Annotated in this window: 20 protein-coding genes and 5 pseudogenes; 17 read left to right on the top strand and 8 right to left on the bottom strand. The window is 63.8% G+C overall.

Annotation, left to right across the window (positions count from 1 at the left end; genetic code table 11):
- Positions 1 to 82: 82 nt before the first annotated feature.
- Positions 83 to 478: pseudogene (locus tag CSV86_RS33415) on the top strand (glycine-rich domain-containing protein); the annotation flags it as partial.
- Positions 479 to 591: 113 nt separating this feature from the next.
- A complete protein-coding gene (locus CSV86_RS13920) occupies positions 592 to 810 on the top strand; it encodes a hypothetical protein (protein WP_170394804.1) in 219 nt (72 codons plus the stop codon).
- A gap of 22 nt (positions 811 to 832) precedes the next feature.
- On the opposite strand, the gene CSV86_RS13915 is transcribed toward CSV86_RS13920, so the two are convergent.
- The 3 genes and pseudogenes from CSV86_RS13915 to CSV86_RS13905 all read right to left on the bottom strand — a co-directional run bounded on the left by CSV86_RS13915 (position 833) and on the right by CSV86_RS13905 (position 2,655).
- Positions 833 to 1,204, bottom strand: coding sequence for a hypothetical protein (locus CSV86_RS13915; protein ID WP_009408891.1), 372 nt, complete (start codon positions 1,202 to 1,204; stop codon positions 833 to 835).
- A gap of 43 nt (positions 1,205 to 1,247) precedes the next feature.
- A complete protein-coding gene (locus CSV86_RS13910) occupies positions 1,248 to 1,676 on the bottom strand; it encodes a hypothetical protein (protein WP_009408889.1) in 429 nt (142 codons plus the stop codon).
- A 12-nt stretch (positions 1,677 to 1,688) separates the two neighbouring features.
- Positions 1,689 to 2,655, bottom strand: a pseudogene (locus tag CSV86_RS13905) (DUF72 domain-containing protein).
- A gap of 116 nt (positions 2,656 to 2,771) precedes the next feature.
- On the opposite strand from CSV86_RS13905, the gene CSV86_RS13900 reads away from it, so the two are divergent.
- The 5 genes and pseudogenes from CSV86_RS13900 to CSV86_RS13880 all read left to right on the top strand — a co-directional run bounded on the left by CSV86_RS13900 (position 2,772) and on the right by CSV86_RS13880 (position 5,807).
- A complete protein-coding gene (locus CSV86_RS13900; RefSeq protein ID WP_009408885.1) occupies positions 2,772 to 3,164 on the top strand; it encodes a low affinity iron permease family protein in 393 nt (130 codons plus the stop codon).
- A gap of 27 nt (positions 3,165 to 3,191) precedes the next feature.
- Entirely contained in the window at positions 3,192 to 3,743 is a 552-nt protein-coding gene (locus CSV86_RS13895; protein WP_009408883.1) for an ATP-dependent Clp protease proteolytic subunit, read from the top strand.
- A 374-nt stretch (positions 3,744 to 4,117) separates the two neighbouring features.
- Positions 4,118 to 5,001 (top strand): annotated as a pseudogene (locus CSV86_RS13890) (EamA family transporter).
- A 137-nt stretch (positions 5,002 to 5,138) separates the two neighbouring features.
- Positions 5,139 to 5,330 carry a hypothetical protein gene (locus tag CSV86_RS13885; protein WP_009408879.1) on the top strand — a complete coding sequence of 64 codons (192 nt, stop codon included), beginning with the start codon at positions 5,139 to 5,141 and terminating at the stop codon, positions 5,328 to 5,330.
- Positions 5,331 to 5,504: 174 nt separating this feature from the next.
- On the top strand, positions 5,505 to 5,807 hold the full coding sequence (locus tag CSV86_RS13880) for a hypothetical protein (protein WP_009408877.1): 303 nt from the start codon (positions 5,505 to 5,507) through the stop codon (positions 5,805 to 5,807).
- A 97-nt stretch (positions 5,808 to 5,904) separates the two neighbouring features.
- Here the strand turns inward: CSV86_RS13880 and CSV86_RS13875 are convergent, their stop codons facing one another.
- Positions 5,905 to 6,237, bottom strand: coding sequence for a hypothetical protein (locus CSV86_RS13875; protein WP_009408875.1), 333 nt, complete (start codon positions 6,235 to 6,237; stop codon positions 5,905 to 5,907).
- A 445-nt stretch (positions 6,238 to 6,682) separates the two neighbouring features.
- Here CSV86_RS13875 and CSV86_RS13870 point away from each other — a divergent pair.
- Positions 6,683 to 8,163, top strand: a pseudogene (locus CSV86_RS13870) (DASS family sodium-coupled anion symporter).
- A 33-nt stretch (positions 8,164 to 8,196) separates the two neighbouring features.
- Here the strand turns inward: CSV86_RS13870 and CSV86_RS13865 are convergent.
- On the bottom strand, positions 8,197 to 8,745 hold the full coding sequence (locus CSV86_RS13865; protein WP_009408871.1) for a cupin domain-containing protein: 549 nt from the start codon (positions 8,743 to 8,745) through the stop codon (positions 8,197 to 8,199).
- Positions 8,746 to 8,975: 230 nt separating this feature from the next.
- On the opposite strand from CSV86_RS13865, the gene CSV86_RS13860 reads away from it, so the two are divergent.
- Together CSV86_RS13860 and ppnN are read left to right on the top strand one after the other, a co-directional pair.
- Positions 8,976 to 10,169 (top strand): Bcr/CflA family multidrug efflux MFS transporter, encoded by a 1,194-nt coding sequence (locus CSV86_RS13860; RefSeq protein ID WP_009408869.1) that lies wholly within the window; start codon positions 8,976 to 8,978, stop codon positions 10,167 to 10,169.
- Between the two features lie 164 nt (positions 10,170 to 10,333).
- On the top strand, positions 10,334 to 11,707 hold the full coding sequence (gene ppnN, locus CSV86_RS13855; protein ID WP_009408867.1) for a nucleotide 5'-monophosphate nucleosidase PpnN: 1,374 nt from the start codon (positions 10,334 to 10,336) through the stop codon (positions 11,705 to 11,707).
- Between the two features lie 83 nt (positions 11,708 to 11,790).
- Here the strand turns inward: ppnN and CSV86_RS13850 are convergent, their stop codons facing one another.
- On the bottom strand, positions 11,791 to 12,228 hold the full coding sequence (locus tag CSV86_RS13850; RefSeq protein ID WP_009408865.1) for a hypothetical protein: 438 nt from the start codon (positions 12,226 to 12,228) through the stop codon (positions 11,791 to 11,793).
- A 154-nt stretch (positions 12,229 to 12,382) separates the two neighbouring features.
- On the opposite strand from CSV86_RS13850, the gene CSV86_RS13845 reads away from it, so the two are divergent.
- The 6 genes from CSV86_RS13845 (at position 12,383) to CSV86_RS33405 (ending at position 15,978) form a co-directional block, all read left to right on the top strand.
- On the top strand, positions 12,383 to 12,670 hold the full coding sequence (locus CSV86_RS13845) for a hypothetical protein (RefSeq protein WP_009408863.1): 288 nt from the start codon (positions 12,383 to 12,385) through the stop codon (positions 12,668 to 12,670).
- A 122-nt stretch (positions 12,671 to 12,792) separates the two neighbouring features.
- Entirely contained in the window at positions 12,793 to 13,317 is a 525-nt protein-coding gene (locus CSV86_RS13840; RefSeq protein WP_009408861.1) for a DUF3455 domain-containing protein, read from the top strand.
- Positions 13,318 to 13,385: 68 nt separating this feature from the next.
- A complete protein-coding gene (locus CSV86_RS13835; protein ID WP_009408859.1) occupies positions 13,386 to 13,922 on the top strand; it encodes a sigma-70 family RNA polymerase sigma factor in 537 nt (178 codons plus the stop codon).
- Positions 13,919 to 14,629 (top strand): anti-sigma factor, encoded by a 711-nt coding sequence (locus CSV86_RS13830; RefSeq protein ID WP_009408858.1) that lies wholly within the window; start codon positions 13,919 to 13,921, stop codon positions 14,627 to 14,629. The genes CSV86_RS13835 and CSV86_RS13830 overlap by 4 nt, the downstream gene beginning before the upstream one ends.
- A gap of 201 nt (positions 14,630 to 14,830) precedes the next feature.
- On the top strand, positions 14,831 to 15,271 hold the full coding sequence (locus CSV86_RS33410) for an HPP family protein (protein WP_240160511.1): 441 nt from the start codon (positions 14,831 to 14,833) through the stop codon (positions 15,269 to 15,271).
- An 11-nt stretch (positions 15,272 to 15,282) separates the two neighbouring features.
- Entirely contained in the window at positions 15,283 to 15,978 is a 696-nt protein-coding gene (locus tag CSV86_RS33405; RefSeq protein WP_240160510.1) for a CBS domain-containing protein, read from the top strand.
- Here the strand turns inward: CSV86_RS33405 and CSV86_RS13820 are convergent.
- Both CSV86_RS13820 and CSV86_RS13815 read right to left on the bottom strand, forming a co-directional pair.
- The gene (locus tag CSV86_RS13820) at positions 15,975 to 16,838 is read right to left on the bottom strand and encodes a LysR family transcriptional regulator (RefSeq protein ID WP_009408855.1); all 864 of its coding nucleotides are present in this window, start codon (positions 16,836 to 16,838) and stop codon (positions 15,975 to 15,977) included. The genes CSV86_RS33405 and CSV86_RS13820 overlap by 4 nt on opposite strands.
- A 198-nt stretch (positions 16,839 to 17,036) precedes the next feature.
- On the bottom strand, positions 17,037 to 18,521 hold the full coding sequence (locus CSV86_RS13815; RefSeq protein WP_009408853.1) for an aldehyde dehydrogenase family protein: 1,485 nt from the start codon (positions 18,519 to 18,521) through the stop codon (positions 17,037 to 17,039).
- A gap of 259 nt (positions 18,522 to 18,780) precedes the next feature.
- Here CSV86_RS13815 and CSV86_RS13810 point away from each other — a divergent pair.
- Positions 18,781 to 19,949, top strand: a pseudogene (locus tag CSV86_RS13810) (p-hydroxyphenylacetate 3-hydroxylase oxygenase component).
- Positions 19,950 to 20,011: the final 62 nt, after the last annotated feature.

Genomic DNA, 20,011 nt, shown 5'->3' with positions numbered 1-20,011 from the left:
TTTTGCCAGCAGAACAGGGGTGGGCCGAGCGGTATTTTTCCATGACCCAAGTGGGTTCATCGAAAGGTACCGGAGGCTCGCCATGTTCACAAAACCCCTTCTCGCTCTGTTGTCCGCCGGCATCCTGCTGGCTTCCAGTGGACCGGCCCTGGCGGCCAACCAGACGTTCACCGCTGCGGGCACTTATGAAGTGAAGATGCCTGAGTCCACCAACAAGGTGTACATCACCCTGATCGGTGCAGGCGGAGGCGGGAGCGCGGCAGGTGGTGGTGCGGGCGTGACATTGGTATGCACCTATAACCTGTATGCCGGGCAGATCGTGACCCTTGTTGTGGGGGCCGGCGGGAAGGCGGGTACCAGCGGCGCGGCCGGTGCAGCAGGTGGTGAAAGCGGATTGTCTTTCAATCCCGGCGGGTACCAGCTTTCCGCGAAGGGCGGCAAGGGAGCGACGGCTGAAGGAGGGAAGGGTGGTAGTGCATTGGCTTCCCCGAATGCGGGCTCAGCAGTGGTGGCAACGGCACTGCGACCGCAGGCGGCAAGCCGGATACCGCGCAGGCTTCGCGTCTGGAAGGTGCGAGGCGCGAGGCAAAGGTGGAAGAGGAAGAGCGCCAGTTCTGGAGCAAAATTACGGGTATGCCTCTCTATGAACTGGATACTCAAAAGCTTGAGTACGAACATAATCGGATTATCCATGAGCCGGAGATCGCCGGGGCAGCCGACGCAGTCCGCGCCGCTGCCTGCAAGACCGCCGGCAGCGGCGGGGCACCCGCAATGCTCGGTGCGGATGGATGCGCATCCATCGATTATTGAACGAACCAGTGGCTGCGGCTGGTCATCGGCTCAGCGCCCTGACCAGCTCCGCCTTGTTCATCTTCGAACGTCCGGAAATGTCTTGCTTCCTTGCCTTGTCCATCAATTCCGCCTTGGTCAGTTCGCCCAACGGCTGATCCGGCCGTGGCACGCCATGTTTGGTCTTCACCGCCCGTTGCGCCGAAGACTGTCGCGCCTTGTGCTTGGCGCTTGCGCTCTTCTTCTGCCCGGACCCGCCGGCTTTTTCACCGCCGCCGGACTGCTTGTTTACCGTGGCCCAGGCTCGGGCTTCGGCCTCGCCCTTGGATACGCCCTTGGCCTCGTAGCTGTCCTCGATATGCTCGGCCTTGCGTTTCTGTTCTTCGGTGTACTTCGCTTTGCTTCCGCGTGGCATGGGTATGCACTCCTGTGTGGGTTGCAAGGGAAATCTGCGGGCGTCACGGCATGCGCCAGGTCCCGCCTGCCTTCTCGCAGTCGATCCTGGCCTGCCCCTGGTTGCGGGTGTCGTAGTAATAGGTCACCACCCGCGCATCGTTGGGAACCTGTGGCCTGGCCGCCTGCGGGTCATTGCTGGTGGCCTTGGGGTTGGCCAGGCTTTCCTGGGTCAAGGGTGCAGTGCATTGACCGATTTCCTGGTCCGGACAGCGCGGGACCCGCTGTTTCAGGGTATTGAGCATTTCCTTGTTCTCGCTACTGCAGGACCAATCGATCGCCTCGTCGGGCATGCCTTCGAGCCTGTAGCAGGTACGCGTCTCCACCTCCGGCACCGCGGCGCTGGACGAGCGCGTGGTGACCTGGCAGGCATCGGCCAGGACCGTGCCGCTGGCAAGGCTGGCAAGGATCAACAGCAGGGCAGGGGTATGCATGATCGTCTCCCGTCACAAAGGTGGCTGCGCCGGTTGGCCCGGTTCGGTTTGCAGCCCGGCATCGAGTTTCAACCGGTGCAGCAGCTCCCGGGCATCGAAGGGCGCGCGGACTTTCAGGTCGTTGTCGAAATAGCAGTACACCGCCTTTGCCCCCTTGGACGCGGCTTCCCGGGGCCCGCCAGTTGTGCATCGCCCGGTTGTTGCCCACGGCCCCAGGTGCGGATGCGTTGGGCCCAGCGCTGCAGGGCTTCATCGGTGTAGCCGCTGGCGTAGAGCTCGGCATCGCCATGCAGGCGCAGATAGACGAAGTCGGCGGTCAGGTCTTCCAGGTAGGGCCATTTCCCGGCGGTATCGGCGACCACCAGGGCCACCTGGTGTGCGCGCAACAGTTCGATGAAGGCCGGGTCGCGGAAGCTGTCGTGGCGGATCTCCACGGCATGGCGCAGCGTGCCGTTGCCCTGGGTTTCGAAGGCGCCGTCTTTCTTCAAGCGCTCGGCGCAATGGCGTGCGCATCGGCTGGCCGCAGCATGATCATGGGGCAGGCGCTGAAGAAAATCGGCGAAGCGCTGCGGGTCGAATTTCAGGCTCGGCGGGAACTGCCACAGGATTGGCCCCAGTTTGGCGCCCAGTTGCAGCGGCCCGGAGGCGAAGAAGTTGGCCAGCGGCTCGTCGATCTCCTTGAGCCGTCGCACATGGGTGATGTAGCGAGGCGCCTTGACCGCGAAGACGAAATCCTCGGGCGTCGCGTCGCGCCATTCGGCATAGCGCTGCGGGGTCTGCAGGGCATAGAACGACCCGTTGATCTCGATGCTGCTCACTGCCCGCGAGGCGAATGCCAGCTCCTTGGCCTGGACCAGGCCCTGGGGATAGAACACCTTGCGCCACGGGGCATAGCGCCAGCCGGAAATACCGATGCGAATCTCGCTCACGCCGTCGTTCCTTGTCCTGCTCGTTACAGGTTGCGACCGGGGCCTGGCAAGGCGGGTTCAGCAAGATTGACGAGTGGCGCGCAGTGGCCGGACTGAACTTTGCCAGCCCCAGCTTTTCCACCGAATGTCGGGTTCGACACGCAGGACCGCAAGAGGAGGCCCTCCCATGAAGTTCTCCCGTTTCGCCCAGAAGCTGGCCAACTGGACGGGCCGTCCGGTGACCTTCGCCATCGCCTTCGGTCTGATCCTGGCTTGGGGCATCAGCGGGCCGCTGTTCCACTTCAGCGACACGTGGCAACTGGTGATCAATACTTCAACCACCATCGTGACCTTCCTCATGGTGTTCCTGATCCAGAACACCCAGAACCGCGACACCGATCAGTTGCATATCAAGGTCGACGAGCTGCTGCGTGCCACGCGCCGGGCCCACAACGCCTTGCTCGGGCTCGACGACCTGGATGAAAAGCAGCTGCATGCGCTACGCGAGCGCTACCAGCACCTGGGCGAACTCGCCGAGAACAAGGGGGCCGACAAGCAAACGCGTGACAACGACCCCTGACCCAAGGACCCACAGCACGAGGTGACCATGGCCAGTCATATCATCCATTTCACCGGACCGATCAATGCGTCCACCTGCGGCAACCTCATCACCACCTGCTCGCGGGCTCTGCAGCAGGGCGCCGAGTGTATCCAGCTGAATATCGCCACCATGGGCGGGGAATGCAGCTACGGCTTCAGCCTCTATAACTTCCTCAGGGCGCTGCCGGTACCGGTGCATACCCACAATCTCGGCACGGTGGAGTCGATGGGCAACATCCTGTTCCTGGCCGGCGAGCGGCGTACGGCCTGTGCCCTGAGCAAATTCCTGTTCCATCCCTTCCACTGGACCCTGCACGGTTCGGTGGACCATGCGCGGATGGCCGAATACGCGATGAGCCTGGATTACGACCTGCAGCTGTACGCGCAGATCGTCGAGAAACGCACCCAGGGCGCGGAGGAGGTGCTGGATATTCCGCGCTACCTGATGGCCCATCCGCGAATCGTCACGCCCGAAGAGGCGATGCGCTGCGGCTTGATCCAGGCGGTGGACGATTCGGTGATTGGTGTGGATGTGGTGCAGTGGAGTGTGCATGCCTGAGGCGGTTCTGATAGAGCAAAACATGACTCTTTGATTTGCAAGGACCTTGTGGGAGCGGGTTCATCGGAGCGCCGAACCGCCGCGATTGCGGTAGTGAAGTCACCATAGCAATCGCGGGTAAACCCGCTCCCACAGGGTACGCGTCGTGCTTTGGAACTGTTCTCTGCGCGACAGAGTAGCCTGAAAGGCTGGGTGGACTCCCACAGGTACTGCACATGGCTTAAGGTCTGTGCTGACCCTGTGGGAGCTGGCTTGCCAGCGATGAGCATGGGTATCTACACAATCCGGGGTTGAAGCGGCGGACCTTGCAGTGTCACCCGCCAGCGTAATGACGATATGATGTTTCAAATTATTACGCGTGCAATGGGGGAAGAATGCCGCTCAAGGATTTGTTGCTGGCGCTGGTGGTGATCGTTGCCTGGGGCCTGAATTTCGTGGTGATCAAGGTCGGTCTGGACGGCCTGCCGCCGATGTTGCTGGGCGCGCTGCGGTTTATCCTGGTGGCGTTCCGGCGGTGTTTTTCATTCGTCGTCCGCAACTGCCCTGGCGCTGGTTGATCGCCTACGGCTCGACCATTTCCCTGGGCCAGTTCGCCTTTCTCTTCGAGGCCATGCACAACGGCATGCCGCCGGGGCTGGCGTCGTTGGTGCTGCAGTCCCAGGCCTTCTTCACCATGGTCTTCGCTGCGCTGTTCCTCGGTGAGCGCCTGCGCAGCGCTAGTGTGTTCGGCTTGCTGGTCGCGGCGGGTGGCTTGGCGCTGATCGGCAGCGAGAACGACAGCCACGTGCCCTTGCTGGCGTTGCTCCTGACCCTGTGCGGCGGTGCCTGCTGGGCCATGGGCAATATCATCACCCGACGTTTCGGCAATATCGACCTGATGGCCCTGGTGATCTGGGGCGGACTGGTTCCGCCGCTGCCGTTCCTGGGCCTGTCGTGGTACCTGGAAGGCCCGGAACTGATCGAGTCGTCGCTGCGCAATATCGGGTTGAGTTCGATTTTGTCGCTGGTTTACCTGGCGGTCATCGCCACCATGCTCGGCTACGGCTTGTGGAGTCGCCTGCTGTCGCGCTATCCGGCGGGGAAAGTGGCACCCTTTTCGCTTCTGGTTCCGGTGGTAGGGCTGACCTCTTCGGCCTTGCTGCTGGACGAGCGCCTCAGTGCGATCCAGTGCTGGGGCGGCCTGCTGGTGATGCTGGGGTTGCTGATCAATGTTTTCGGCCCGCGTCTGCGGGAAGCATTGAGGACCGCCCAGGCCTGAGGTGCCATTGGTCGGGGATCGGCATGCTGACCGGTTGGTCGCTAAATGTCCGGCTAGTCTTTCGAGGGTTGAGATCGATATTTTCAGGTCCTCCGCTGGAGGATCGGTATCGGTCGCTTTCAGAGGGGAGCAGGAACATGAAGGATCAATTTCTCGAAGACCTCGGCGACGAATTCCCGATCAATGCCGTGGTGCGTTGTGGCCAGTCGGCGTTCCGCCTGGGCTTTGCCCATATGACCCTGGACGATGCCCAGGCCACCTTCAAGTCGAGGATGCCGGCGCGCATGGAAAGTCGCCGCTTCCTTCCCGCAGCATTGCCCAAGCGCTGAATCCGCGGCCGGCGTGTCGCCCGATTGGTGAAAGCACCGACGGGTACGCGATTCCGGCCAATTCATGCAGCTTTGTTTGACTTCGCTCATTGCGCCGCCCTGCGGCGCTGGAGAGTGATGGCGATCTATGCCTTACTATGTGCCGTCAATGCGCTATTCCAGTGGAGGAAAGCAATGCGTATCAGGGAAGAAAAATACTGGGAATGGGCGGATGCGATGCTGCATAGCCGCAGCCATGATGAAGTGCTCAACGACGGGATCAGCATCGACGTCCAGGTTCGGCTCTCGCGCACCGGCGCGACCCAGCTGTTCCTCGGCGTGTACGCCCGCCACGGCAAGGCGCTGCTGGAGGAATACTATCCGTCCAGGCCGGGGGAGAGCATGAGCCGGGCGCTGGTCTGGGGCGTGGATCGGGCCAGGGCGATGGTCGCCGGGTTGCAGCCTGAAGAACCGCTGGCGCTGTTGCGCCGCGCATGACCAAAACCTTTGGTAAAAGGCCGGTGTGACCCACCGGCCTTTTCTTCGCGCATTAAAAAGCCCGGCCTTGCGGGCCGGGCTCAAGCGAACGGAAGACTCAGCTAAGGCGGTCGATGACCCGCACGCCCTGGCCTTCACGCAGCGCTGGCCACTCCTGTTGCAGGGTTTCCAGCACGCGACCGACGAACTGGGTATCAGCGGCCGCTTTCTTGCCGACGTAGCCCTGGCCACGGCGGTACATCTTCATCCGCGCTCGCATGCCGGGCTTGCGCTGTTCGAATTCATCTTCGGTGGTGCAGGGCGACAGGCTGTCGATATGCACTTCACCGGCTTCGCAGATCCACAGGATATGGCTGTCGAGCGTGTCTTTGCGCGCAGCGAACAGCTTGGCCAGTTCCTGGATGGTCGGTTGTTCGTTCAGATTCATCATTAAAGCCCCCATAACCCTTCAGTGGTTGATTCGTTCAGACTCGCGCTTCATGTAGCGCATCTACCAAGGCTGCTACAGCAGCATCGCAACAGGGGCTTTCTTCACTCTGCCTTTTGGACAGTCCCACTCCACGGACAACCCGCATACCGCTCGGATCGTCTGGAACACCCTTGCCAGCGCTCCCGATCGGGGAGACGGGCCCATCATGCAAGAGCCCGATAAACGGCGTCAACGGGTTTGTAGTGATTTTTTCTTATCACTACAAAATTGATTTCCTGCTTATGTAGTTATTGCCGGGTTGTCCTACAAAATCCGCGATGGGCTAATCCGGCGGGGGTTGATCGATGTCATTTTCTCCGCGCAACAGCGCAGGGATGATTGATGGAAGGGGGCAGGCCTCGCGGTAGAGCGCTTGCCAACATTTTCCAAGCCAGCGAGGCAGGCCATGAATACGTCGTCCACAACCGCTAGCCCCAGGCTGGGATTACCCATCGGCCTGTGGGTGGGCAGCGCCGCGCTGATCGGCGTGCTGCTGCTGCCGTTGCCAAGCGATCTGCCGGTGGCCGGGCACAGGGTCCTGGCGATCCTCGCCTTCGCGGTGGTCATCTGGATCACTGAGGCGGTGTCCTACGAAGCCAGTGCGATCATGATTACCTCGCTGCTGGCGTTTCTCCTGGGAACCGCGCCGACCCTGGCTGACCCGAGCGTCAGCTATGGTTCGTCCGCCGCGGTGGGCATGGCCCTCACCGGTTTTTCCAATACCGCACTGGCACTGGTGGTCGGCGCGCTGTTCCTTGCCGCCGCCATGACCCACACTGGCCTGGACCGGCGTATCGCGCTGGTCACCCTGGACCGCGTCGGCGTCAGCACCCGGCGCATCCTCCTGGGCGCGGTGGTGGTCACCCTACTCCTGAGCCTGGTAGTGCCCAGCGCCACGGCGCGCAGTGCGTGCGTGGTACCGATCATGATGGGGGTGATTGCCGCGTTCGGCGTGGACAAGCGCTCGAACATCGCCGCCGGCATCATGATCATCGTCGCCCAGGGCACCAGCATCTGGAACATCGGTATCCAGACCGCCGCCGCGCAGAACCTGCTGACCGTGGGTTTCATGGACAAGATGCTCGGTGCCCGGGTGTCGTGGATCGATTGGCTGGTCGCCGGCGCGCCGTGGGCGGTGCTGATGTCGGCGCTGCTGATCGTCGTGGTGCTGAAAATGCTGCCGCCGGAGACCGACAGCATCCCCGGGGCAAGGCCGCGGTGTCTGCGCAACTGGCGGCGCTGGGGCCGATGAGCACCGCGCAGAAACGTCTGCTCGGCGTGTCCCTGGCCCTGCTGCTGGCCTGGGCCACCGAAGGCAAGCTGCATGGGTTCGACACCACCTCGACCACCTATGCCGGGCTGGTCCTGCTGTTGCTGCCGCGAGTCGGCGTGATGACCTGGAAGGACGTGCAGGCGCGTATTCCCTGGGGCACGGTGATTGTCTTCGGGGTTGGCATCAGCCTCGGCACCACCCTGCTCACTACCCAGGCCGGACAGTGGCTGGGCGCGCAGGTGGTCGCCCATACCGGGCTGGACCAGTTGGGTACGCTGGGGGTATTCGCGATTCTCGGCGCCTTCCTGATCCTGATCCACTTGGGCTTCGCCAGCGCTACCGCGCTGACTTCGGCGCTGTTGCCGATCCTGATCGCGGTCTTGCAGACGCTGCCGGGCGACTTCAACCGCCTGGGAATGACCATGGTCCTCGGCTTCGTGGTCAGCTACGGCTTCATCCTGCCCATCAATGCGCCGCAGAACATGGTCTGCCTGGGCACCGAAACCTTCAACGCACGCCAGTTCGCCAAGGTCGGGATTGTCGTGACCCTGGTCGGTTACCTGCTGATGCTGGTGTTCGCCGCTACCTGGTGGCACTGGCTCGGGTGGATGTGAACGAGAACGGCGGCCTCCAGGGCCGCCGTTTCATCAGAAGTTCGCCGGGGTGTTGGCACTGATGATCTCGGCCTCGTCCTGGCCGATGTTCTTGAAGCTGTGGGGCAGGGTGGTGGGGAAGTAGTAGCCGTCACCGGAGTTGAGGATACTCACCTGGCCATCGACCCGCAGTTCGATGGTGCCACGGGTCACCAGGCCGCATTCCTCGCCTTCGGCATGGACGATCGGCTCTTCGCCGGAATCCGCGCCGGGGGCGTACAGCTCGCGCAGCATGCGCATCTGCCGGCCTTCCACGCTGGCGCCGACCAGCAGCATGCGCATGCCGCTGCGGCCGAGGTCGGGCTGTTCGGCGGCGCGGAAGACGAAGCGTTCTTCCCGCGGCGGCTCGTCGAAGCTGAAGAACTCCGCCAGGGACATGGGAATCCCTTCGAGCAGTTTCTTCAGGGAACTGACCGAGGGGCTGACGCGGTTCTGCTCGATCTGCGAGATCGTCGAGTTGGTCAGGCCACTGCGTCGGGCCAGTTCCCGTTGGGAGAGCTTGTTGCGTTCACGCACCAGTCTGAGTCGTGTCCCCGTGTCCATAGCCGCCTTGGTGTTCAGAAGAAAAAATGGGCGACGCATTAAAACACACTCGCGGGGGTGTGTCGGGGCCGGATTTTCATGGGCTTCTTTCGCGCCTCGTACCTGGCCGGCCCGCTTCGACGGACATGAGTCATCGCCGCATTGTTAACATGTTATCTTTTCGCTCGCGAAGCCACGAACTTCTCTGTTACGTAGATACATTAACGCCATGACTTGCTTGCGGAGCCCCAATGATTCGTAACTCCAATCCGGCGCGCCTGATCGTCCTGCTCGCTGCCCTGGTGGCCTTCGCGCCGCTGTCCATCGATACCTACCTGCCCAGCCTGCCGCTGATCGCCAGGGACCTGCAGGCCAGCGCTGGCAGCGTGCAACTGACCATCAGCCTGTTCCTGGTCGGCCTGTGCCTGGGCATGCTGGTCTACGGCCCGCTGTCCGACCGCTATGGCCGGCGCCCGCTGTTGCTCGGTGGCATCGGCCTGTACCTGGTGGCGACCCTGGGTTGCCTGTTCGCCGGCTCGGTGGAGCAGCTTGTCGCCTGGCGCTTCTTCCAGGCCTTGGGCGGAGCCGCGGCCTCGGTGCTGGCGCGGGCCATCGTGCGTGACCTGTTCGCCCTGGCCGAAGCGGCGAAGGTGCTGTCGCTGATGCACCTGGTGACCATGCTTGCCACCCTGGTCGCACCGCTGCTGGGCAGCGTGCTGATGGAGCTGGATAGCTGGCGCACGGTATTCCTCGGGCTGCTGCTGTTCGGCGCGACCTGCCTGGTTGCCGCCACCTGGAAGCTCGCCGAAACCCACGCGCCGGACCAGCGCGGCGAAAGCCTGGGCACGGTATTCCTGGCCTATTGGCATATCGCCACGCAACCGTTGGCGCTGGGCTACATCCTGTGCATGGGCCTGGCCTTCGCTGGCATGTTCGCTTTCATCACCGCGTCGCCCTTTGTCTACATGGAGTACTTCGGCGTGTCGCCGCGCAGCTACGCCTGGCTGTTCGGCCTGAACATCGCCGGGATCATCCTGATGACCCTGGTCAACGCCCGCCTGGTGACCCGTCGGGGGCCGTTGCGCATGCTGGCGGTAGGCGCGGGCCTGGCCGGGTTGTCAGCCCTCGGATTACTGGCGGCAGGCCTGACCGGCTGGGGCGGGCTGGCGCTGGTGGTGGCCCTGGTGGTGGTCTATGTCAGCGTCACCGGGTTGCTCGGGGCCAATTGCGTAGCCAGCCTGCTGGCCTTGTACCCGCGCCAGGCCGGGGCTGCGGCCGGGCTGGCGGTGGCCTGCCAGTTCGCCCTGGGCGCGCTGTTCTCCGCGCTGGTGAGCGCCCTTGCGGACGGCACGCCGCGGCCGATGTGCCTGACCCTGGCGCTGACGGGGCTGGGCTGCCTGGCCTGCTACGGGATGATTGTCCGAGGTGTCAGGCACAAGGCCTGAGGAGGGAACGACAAGTCCGCGCAAGCGTCCATACTCAGTGAACCCCGGCGGCGTTTGCCTCATGCCGGGGCACCTGTTACAAACAGGTGCGAGACCCGCGCGTGCGGTGTTCACAACAGCGGTGCCACAGTCGTTCGCAGGCACCGAACAGCATGGAATCCAGAATGACCCAAAGACAGGTAATCAATGCTTCGGTCGCCCCAAAGGGTAGCCTGGAGACGCTTTCCCAACGTGAAGTCCAGCAATTGAGCCAGGCCGGCTCGGGCAGCATGTATACCCTTTTCCGCCAGTGCGCCCTGGCCATCCTCAACACCGGCGCCCATGTCGACAATGCCAAGACCATCCTCGATGCCTACAAGGACTTCGAGGTCCGTTTCCATCAGCAGGACCGCGGCGTGCGCCTGGAACTGCTCAATGCCCCGGCCGACGCCTTCGTCGATGGCGAAATGATCGCCAGCACCCGGGAAATGCTGTTCAGCGCCCTGCGCGACATCGTCTACACCGAAAGCGAGCTCGACCGCCTGAAGATCGACCTGGACAGCTCCCAGGGCATCACCGACTACGTGTTCCAGCTCCTGCGCAACGCGCGGACCCTGCGTTCGGGCGTCGATCCCAAGCTGGTGGTGTGCTGGGGCGGCCACTCCATCAGCAGCGAGGAATACCAGTACACCAAGAAGGTCGGCCACGAACTGGGCCTGCGCAAGCTGGATATCTGCACCGGCTGCGGCCCGGGCGTGATGAAGGGGCCGATGAAGGGCGCCACCATCGCCCATGCCAAGCAGCGCATGAGCAACGGACGCTACCTGGGGCTCACCGAACCGGGAATCATCGCCGCCGAGGCGCCGAACCCGATCGTCAACGAACTGGTGATCCTGCCGGACATCGAGAAGCGCCTGGAAGCCTTCGTCCGTGTCGGCCACGGCATCATCATCTTCCCCGGCGGCGCCGGCACCGCCGAGGAATTCCTCTATCTGCTGGGCATCCTGATGCACCCGGAGAACCGCGAGCTGCGCTTCCCGGTGATCCTCAGCGGCCCGCGCAGTGCCGCGCCGTACCTGCAGCAACTGCATGCCTTCATCGGGGCCACCCTTGGCGAGGCGGCGCAGGGCCTTTACCAGATCATCATCGATGATCCGGTAGAGGTGGCGCGAGTGATGACCGAGGCGCTGAAGGAGGTCAAGCAGTTCCGTCGCGAGCGCAACGACGCCTTCCATTTCAACTGGTTGCTGAAGATCGAGGAGAGCTTCCAGCGACCGTTCGACCCCACTCACGCCAATATGGCGGCACTGCAGTTGAGCCGGTCGCTGCCGCCCCATGAACTGGCGGCCAACCTGCGCCGGGCGTTTTCCGGGATCGTGGCGGGGAACGTCAAGGACAAGGGCATCCGGCTGATCGAGGAACACGGACCGTACGAAATCCATGGCGATCCCGAGATCATGGGGCCGCTGGACAAGCTGCTGCAGGCGTTCGTCGAGCAGCACCGGATGAAATTGCCGGGTGGGGCGGCCTATGTGCCGTGTTATCGGGTAGTGGCGTAGCCCTTCAGTGCCTCATCGCTGGCAAGCCAGCTCCCACAGGGATCACTGTGGGAGCTGGCTTGCCAGCGACAGGTCCGCAGGATTTACACAAAATCCCCGTCAGCCATCAATTGCAGGCCCCCGTCGGCCTGCTCCTTCACCAGCCCACTGGCCAGCAACAGTGGCTTCACCCGCACATGCAGGCTTGGCTCGACAAAGGCCTTGACCGCCTCCAGGTCCAGGCTTCCGGTCATCGGCATCTCTTCCTTGTTGTAGGACAGCCAGGCCTTCTTCAGACCGCCCAGCACGTCCGCCGCCGTTGTCACGGCAAAGCGCCGATGCAAGGGAATCCCGTTGAATTCGAAACTGTGGGCGAAGGCATAGGCGCTTTCGTCGTTGGCGCTGTCCTTGCAGCGCGCGCAGGCACAACGGCCGTCGCCGAAGGCATTGCTCAGGTAGGTGTTGAAGTCCACCACGGGCTTCAGGCTCAGGCGCTTGTCGACTTCGAACAGGTCACCGGTCATTTTCGCTTCGGCACTCAAGGTCATCTCCTTTGCGGTCGTGCGGATTCAGCCGGGCACGATACCAGCGCGCGGCTCCGGGTGCTCGTTTTCATGATGGCCGGGCGGGCTTTTAGCGGCGTCCTGGCTTATCCTGTGCGACTTTTCCAGTCCGTTCATTCCGGAGCCGCCGAGCATGCAGAAATACACCGCCACCGTCACCATCAGCGCCGAGCAGCGCGATGACGTTGAAGCCACCGAAAATACCGGTGTGCAGGTATCCCTGGAGGCGGTGTCGGAAAAGCTGAAGAAAGTCCACTTCAACGGCACCCTGGCCGCCCCGGAAAACCCCACCCATATCTGCGTCACCCTGGACAACGGCCTGACCTACTACGGCGAGATCCTCAATGGCCACGCCGAGCTGGAATACGGCTGGATCGCCTTCGAGTCGGACATGCTGACCCCGGAAGAACTCGGGCTGTAAGCGCTTGCCCCGGGCCGCTGCGGATTTATTTTCAGCGGCCTGCATCCGTTTCCCCTCCAGCCAGGTAGTCCAGACAGCAGCCGTCGCGCTGTCGAACCGATCCCCTGACTGGAGTCATGCCCATGAACGTCAAATTCCGCTTCGAACTGGTCGTTGCCGTCCTGTTGTCCAGCTCCCTGGCCCACGCCAGCGGCACGCTGCCCGACAGCATCAAGGTGCCCGACGGACACAAGGTCGCCCTGGAGACCACGGGCGTCGGTGAAATCACCTACGAATGCCGCGACAAGGCGAATATGCCAGGACAGACCGAGTGGGTCTTCGTCGGGCCGAAAGCGGTGCTCAACGACCGTAGCGGCAAGGCCATAGGCGATTACTTCGGTCCACCCGCCACCTGGCAGGCCAAGGACGGTTCCAGGGTCACGGGCACGCAACTGGCGGTGGCGCCTTCGAGCCCTGGCAACCTGCCGTACCAGCTGGTCAAGGCCAATCCGGCCGAAGGCAAGGGGGCCATGAGCGGGGTGACCTATATCCAGCGCACTGCGCTCAAGGGCGGGGTCGCGCCGGGCAGCGCCTGCACCACGGCCGACAAGGGCAAGCGCGAGGTGGTGAGCTACCAGGCGGATTATATTTTCTGGACCGCCCGCTAAATCACCACTGCCAGCCCGGGGGCTGGTCTACGCTGCTTTCAGCCAGTCCCCAGCCACGGCGAGACCCTGTGACCTTATCTGCTCCTGCGTTCGACTACGAAGACCATCTGGCGGCCTGCGCCCGCGGCGACCGCCAGGCCCTGCGACGCCTTTACGACGTCGAGGGCCCGCGTCTCCTCGGCGTGGCCCGGCGATTGGTCAAGGACACCGCACTGGCAGAGGATGTGGTGCACGACGCGTTCATTCGCATCTGGACCCGCGCCGCCACCTTCGACCCGGCGCGGGGCAGCGGGCGTGGCTGGATGTTCAGCATCACCCGGCACCTGGCGCTGGATTTCCTGCGCAGCCAGGAACGGGACGTGGAGCTGGACGAACGTAACGAGCCAGCATTGACCGATACCGGCGAGCTCGACGGGCTGTTGCACGGCGCTCGCCTGACCCAATGCCTGGACCAACTGGAGCCACTACGCCGGGCATGCCTGGTTCACGCCTATGTCGATGGCTACTCTCACGCCGAGATCGCGCGCAAGCTCGATAGTCCGCTGGGGACGGTGAAGGCCTGGGTCAAACGCAGCCTGGCTGCCTTGCGCGAGTGCATGGGATGACAAGCGGCGACGGTAAGGACCACGATCTGGACGCCCAGGCCGCCGAGTACGTGCTGGGTACGCTGCCGTCCGAGCAGCGTCAGGCGCTGGCCCGGCGTCTGCAGCACGAGCCGGCGTTGCGCGCGGCGGTGGATGCCTGGGAGCGCCGCCTGCAGCCGCTGCAGGAACTGACACCGGCGCAATTGCCTTCGGATTATCTATGGCAAAGGATCGAGCGCAGCCTTGATGGCCTCTCGCCTGCGGCGGCCATAGCGACCCCTTCGCGCTGGTGGCAGCGTGCAACGCCCTGGCGCTGGACCACCGCAGCAGGGCTGGCGGCCAGCCTGTTCATGGCCGTTGTACTGTGGCGTGAAGCGCCTGCACCGGTACCGACCTACCTGGTGGTGCTGGTCGCCCCGCAGGACCAGGCCCCGGGCTGGGTCGTGCAGGCAAGCAGCCCGCGCAGCGCCCAGCTTATTCCGCTGGGCATGGCCGAGGTACCGGCGGGCAAGACCCTGCAATTCTGGACCAAGGCCGACGGCTGGAGCGGTCCGGTTTCGCTGGGCCTGATCAAGCCGGGCGAGCGCGTCGAAGTGCCGCTCGAAACCCTGCCGCCGCTGGAGGACAACCAGCTCTTCGAATTGACCCTGGAGGGCCCGTCGGGCTCGCCGACGGGCAAGCCAAGCGGTCCGATCCAGTTCATCGGGCGGGCGGTCAAGGTGCTCTGAGCGAGCACCAAAATGCGACACTGCAAAATAATTGCACTAAAACAGCACTTTTTTGAATTGGAGCAACGGGCCGGTTTTCTTCAGACTGCCAGGCAATCTTTCCATCTCCACGGAAGGAGCCCATTGCGTATTGCCCCTCGCGATACAAGTCCGCCCAGGTTGGGCGGGCTTCTTTTCTTCAAGAAGGTGCCTGGTCGTCACATGTCTAGTCGTGGTCTTGGTCACTGGTTCGATCGCTTCATTCCGGCTGCGTTGCATATCCCCCCACAAGAATGGTTCCGTGCCGCGATCGGTGCCTTGCTGGCATTGGTAGCAGCGGGGAGTGCGTGCAGCTACCTGTTCGGTTCGGCTGCGGCACTGCACCTGATGGCGCCGCTGGCGGCGTCCACCGTGCTGCTGTTCGCCGTGCATTCCGGCGCGCTGTCACAGCCCTGGCCGCTGCTCGCCAGCTACGTCTGTGCGGCAGCGGTGGGCATCAGCCTGCACCACTGGTTCGGCCCGGGCCTGTTCGTCGCCAGCGCCGCCCTGTTGCTGGTGATCCTGTTAATGTGCCTGCTGCGCTGCCTGCACCCGCCGGGGGCGGCGCTGGCGGTGAGCCTGGCCCTGGCCGATCCGTCGCTGGCGGCCATGGGGGGCGTGTGATCGAGCCGGTGATGCTCAACGCCCTGATCGTGCTGGCCGTGGCCATCGGCTACAACCGCCTCACGGGCGTGCTTTATCCAAAGATCGGCATGCCACGCAAAGCCGCCCATGCCACCGCCGACCAGCCGGCCAGCGAGCGCGTCGGGATCAGCAGCAGCGACCTGGACGATGCCCTGGAGGAACTGGGCGGGTTTGTCGATGTGACCCGCCCCGAGCTGGAGCGGATCATCCTCGCTACCGAACGTCACGCCGTGCAGCGCAGCCTCGGCGGCCTCACGGCGGCCAGGGTAATGTCCCGCGACGTGCAGTTCGCCACGCCGCAGACCACCTTGCAGCAGGCGTGGAAGCAGTTGTCCTCCCATCACTTGAAGAACCTTCCGGTACTGGACGGGTCCGGCAAGCTGGTGGGTATCGTCAGCCTCAGCGACCTGGTCGGCCCGGCCATGGCCCAGGCGAAATTCAGTTGGCGCGGGCTGTTCGGTCGCGGCAAGGCGGTGACCCTGGCGCAGATCATGAGCGAGCCGGTGATCACCGTGGACAGTGATCTGCAGGCGGTGGAATTGATTCCGTTGCTGTGCGACCGCGGCTTGCACTGCCTGCCGGTGCTGGAAGGCGGGAAAGTGGTCGGTGTGGTGACCCAGACCGACCTGATCGCCGCGCTCAGCCAACACCTGCTGGCCCAGGACCGGCTGGCCAAGGCCGCCTAGATCAGCGGATCCCAGCGTTGCGACCAGTCGCTGTCGCGCGCCACCACCTCGCGCAGCAGGTCGAAGGCCTGCTGCAGCACCTGCGAATCCCGTTCCCTCGGGTACACCAGCCAGGTCGGATAGGGGAATTCCGGTGCCTGCGGCACGCGCTCCAGCACCCCGCGGTCCAGATAGCTCTGCACCACCCGCGTGCGGAAATAACCGCTGCCGCCGTGTTCGAGGATGAACTGCAAGGCCAGCGGCCCGAGGTTGAAGCTGATGTCCGGGCGCGTGCAGTCGGGCAGGGCCTCGTCGTGCAGGCGGCGGAAGGCGTCGCCCCAGTCGATGTAGACGTAAGGCTCGGGTTTGCGCTTGAGCTGGATGCGGATCAGTTTTTCCTCCAGCAGTTGTTCCACCTGCAGGCCGGGGCTGTAGATCGGCTGGTAGACCAACGCAGCGTCGAGGGTGCCGGCTTCCAGTTTGTCCAGCAGGCTGTCGCTGGCACCGACTTCGCTGCGGATCGCGTGGTGCGGCATCCGTTCATGAAGCACGCCGACCCAGTCGAGCATCAGCGGGTTGCACAGGCTGACTTCGCCGCCGATGCGCAGCACCTGAAGGGAGTTGTCGGTCAGCGGCAGATCGCGCCGAGCCGCTTCCCAGGTGTGCAGCAACTGCTTGGCATAGGGCACGAAGGCCTCGCCGTTGGGCGTCAGGCTGGCGCCGGTGCGGCTGCGGATGAACAGCTGGCTGTCGAGTTGCTGTTCGAGCTTCTGCACCCGGGCGCTGATGGCCGTCTGGGTAACATGCAGGCGCTCGGCGGCAGCGACCAGGCTGCCGCTGCGCACGATTTCAAGGAAGGTCCGGGCCAGCTCGATGTCCATGGGGCAACCTGGAGGGGAGGGGAGCTGGGGATTCTAAGGCTTTTGGAATGAAATGGGATTTTCTGGACATCCCAAAACCTGTGGGAGCTGGCTTGCCAGCGATGAGGCCGGCTTGAACAATGATGTTGTCAGGCCTGACCCTATCGCTGGCAAGCCAGCTCCCACAGGTTCAGCAGTGTCCTTGCTGTTTCGGTTGTGTCAGTAGCGAATCATCACCGATTTCAGCTCGGTGTAATCCTCGATGAACGCCCCGCCGAATTCCCGGCCCACACCCGACGCCTTGATCCCGCCGAACGGTACCGCCGGATCGAGCAGGGTGTGCATGTTCACCCACAGCGTCCCCGCCTGGATCCGCGGGATCAAGCGCATGGCCTTGCCCAGGTCGTTGGTCCACAGGCTGGCGCTGAGGCCGTAGGGGCTGTCGTTCATCAATTCGACCAGCTCTTCCTCGGTGTCATAGGGCAGGAAGGTCGCCACCGGGCCGAAGGTTTCCTCGGTCATCAGGCTGTCCTTGGCCGAGTTGGCCAGGATCACGGTCGGCTCGACGTAGCAACCCGGGCCGTCGATCAACTGGCCGCCATGCAGGATGCTGCAGTTTTCCGCCCGTGCCTTGGCGAACAACTGGCCCAGCTTGGCCTGATGCTGCTTGTTGGTGACCGGGCCGAACTCGGCGCTTTCATCCAGCGGCGAGCCGATCTTCAGTTGGCTCAGGCGTTCGCACAGGCGCTGGGTGATGGCGTGGATCTGCGAGCGGTGCACATAGAAGCGCTCGGCCGCCGCGCAGATCTGCCCGGAGTGCAGGAAGCCTGCCTCGATGATGCCATTGACCGCTTTTTCCACGTCCACGTCCGGCAGGAAGCCGGCGGCGTTCTTGCCGCCCAGTTCCAGGGTTGCGCGGGTCAGGTTGGCGGCCATGGCCGTCTGGCCCACGGCCAGGCCGGTGGGCACCGAGCCGGTGAAGGAAACCTTGTCGGTGTGCGGATGCTCGATCAGCGCCTTGCCCACGCCGCCGGCGCCGGTGACCACATTCAGCGCGCCGGCCGGCAGCCCGGCTTCGATCGCCAGCTCGGCGATGCGCAGGATGGTCAGCGGGGTGAACTCGCTGGGCTTGATCACCACGCTGCAACCGGTGACCAGCGCCGAGGCCAGTTTCCAGATGGCGATCATGGTCGAGAAGTTCCACGGCACGATGCCTACCACCACGCCGACCGGCTCGCGCAGGGTGAAGGCGGTGTATTTCTCGCCGTTGAACGAGGGCAGCGACGGGGTGATGGTTTCGCCGCTGATCTTGGTTGCCCAGCCGGCGTAGTAGCGCAGGAAGTGCGCGGCCTGGTCGACCTCGAAATTGCGCGAGATCTGGATGAGCTTGCCCGATTGCAGGGTTTCGATCTGCGCCAGTTCCTCGCGGTTGCGTTCCAGCAGGTCGGCCAGTTTCAGCAGCACTGCGCCGCGTACTGCGGGCGCCGCTGCCGACCATTGGGCGAAGCCTTTGCGCGCCGAGGCCACCGCGGCATCGATATCCGCCGTGCTGGCCTCGCCAACGCGGCTGATGACTTCGCCGCTGGCCGGATCGATGACGTCCAGTTTGCGCCCGCTGGCGGCGGGCTGGGCGCGGCCGTCGATGAACAGGCCGTGATCACGCTGGAGGAAAGCCTGGACGGAGGGCAGAAGGGAAATGCTCATGTCGGATGTACCTGTGCAAAGAGGCAAAACCGCACCCTAGCGCAGCCTCGGGGGTGGGACTTGACTGTGCCTGCCACGCCGACATGACCGGGTCTGCCACGGGCGTGGCAGTCAGGAGGGCTGCGCCATGAAAAGTACAATCTTGTCTGTGGAAGGTGCATTTCCAGAGGATTGTCCGGCTCCCATACTGGCTCCGAATCCGCCGCAACCGCTGCCGCTGGCAGGTGGGCCGGACATCCAATAATAAGCAGGACCTCCCATGAAAAAGCCAAACCCGCTGCTCGAAGACCTCAGGTCGTTACTGCCGGCCATCGCCGCCAATGCCTCCCGTGCCGAAAAGGAACGCATGGTTCCCGCCGAGAACATCGCCCTGCTCAAGGGCATCGGCCTGCATCGAGCTTTCCAGCCCAAGGCCTGGGGCGGCATGGAAATCTCCCTGCCCGAGTTCACCGATTGCATCGCCCTGCTGGCCGGCGCCTGCGCCAGCACCGCCTGGGCCATGAGCCTGCTGTGCACCCATAACCATCAGTTGGCGATGTTCCCGGCCAGGCTTCAGGAAGAGATCTGGGGCGTGGATCCGGACCACACCGCGTCCAGCAGCATTGCGCCGTTCGGTCGGGTCGAGGAGGTCGAGGGGGGCTGCTGTTCAGTGGCGAAATGGGCTGGAGCAGCGGCTGCGACCATGCCGAATGGGCGATTGTCGGTTGCCGTCGGGCCAACGCCGAAGGCACCCAGGACTACTGCTTCGCCGTGCTGCCGCGCAGCGACTACGAGATCCGCGATGACTGGTTCGCCGCCGGCATGAAGGGCAGTGGCACCAAGACCCTGGTCATCGACAAGGCCTTCGTCCCCGAGCACCGTATCCAGAAAGCCAAGGACATGATGGAAGGCAAGTCCGCCGGCTTCGGTCTGTACCCGGACAGCAAGATCTTCTACACCCCGTACCGCCCGTACTTCGCCGTCGGTTTCGCCACCGTCAGCCTGGGTATCGCCGAGCGCATGCTCGAGGTATTCCGCGAGAAGACCAAAAACCGCGTACGTGCCTACACCGGCGCCAGCGTCGGTGCCGCGACGCCTGCGTTGATGCGCCTGGCCGAGTCGACCCACCAGGTCGCCGCTGCCCGCGCCTTCCTGGAGAAGACCTGGCAGGATCACGCCGAGCATGGCGCGCGCAAGGAATACCCGAGCCGCGAGACCCTGGCCTTCTGGCGTACCAACCAGGCCTACGCGGTGAAAATGTGCATCCAGGCCGTGGATCGCCTGTACGAGGCCGCCGGCGGTACCGCCTGGTTCGAAAGCAACGAGCTGCAGCGCCTGTGGCGCGACTCGCACATGACCGGCGCCCATGCCTACACCGACTACGATGTCTGCGCGCAGATCCTCGGTCGTGAACTGATGGGCCTGGAACCTGACCCGAGCATGGTCTGAGTCCGGATTTTTCTCTCTCGCATAACAACAATCACGGCTGCCCTGTGCGGCAGCCGGGGAGT

Origin of the sequence: Pseudomonas bharatica CSV86 (genome assembly GCF_000319305.2) — a bacterium.
GTDB lineage: Bacteria > Pseudomonadota > Gammaproteobacteria > Pseudomonadales > Pseudomonadaceae > Aquipseudomonas > Aquipseudomonas bharatica.
The sequence above is the reverse complement of the archived record's forward strand: the minus strand, read 5'-3'. Positions and strand labels throughout refer to the sequence as shown.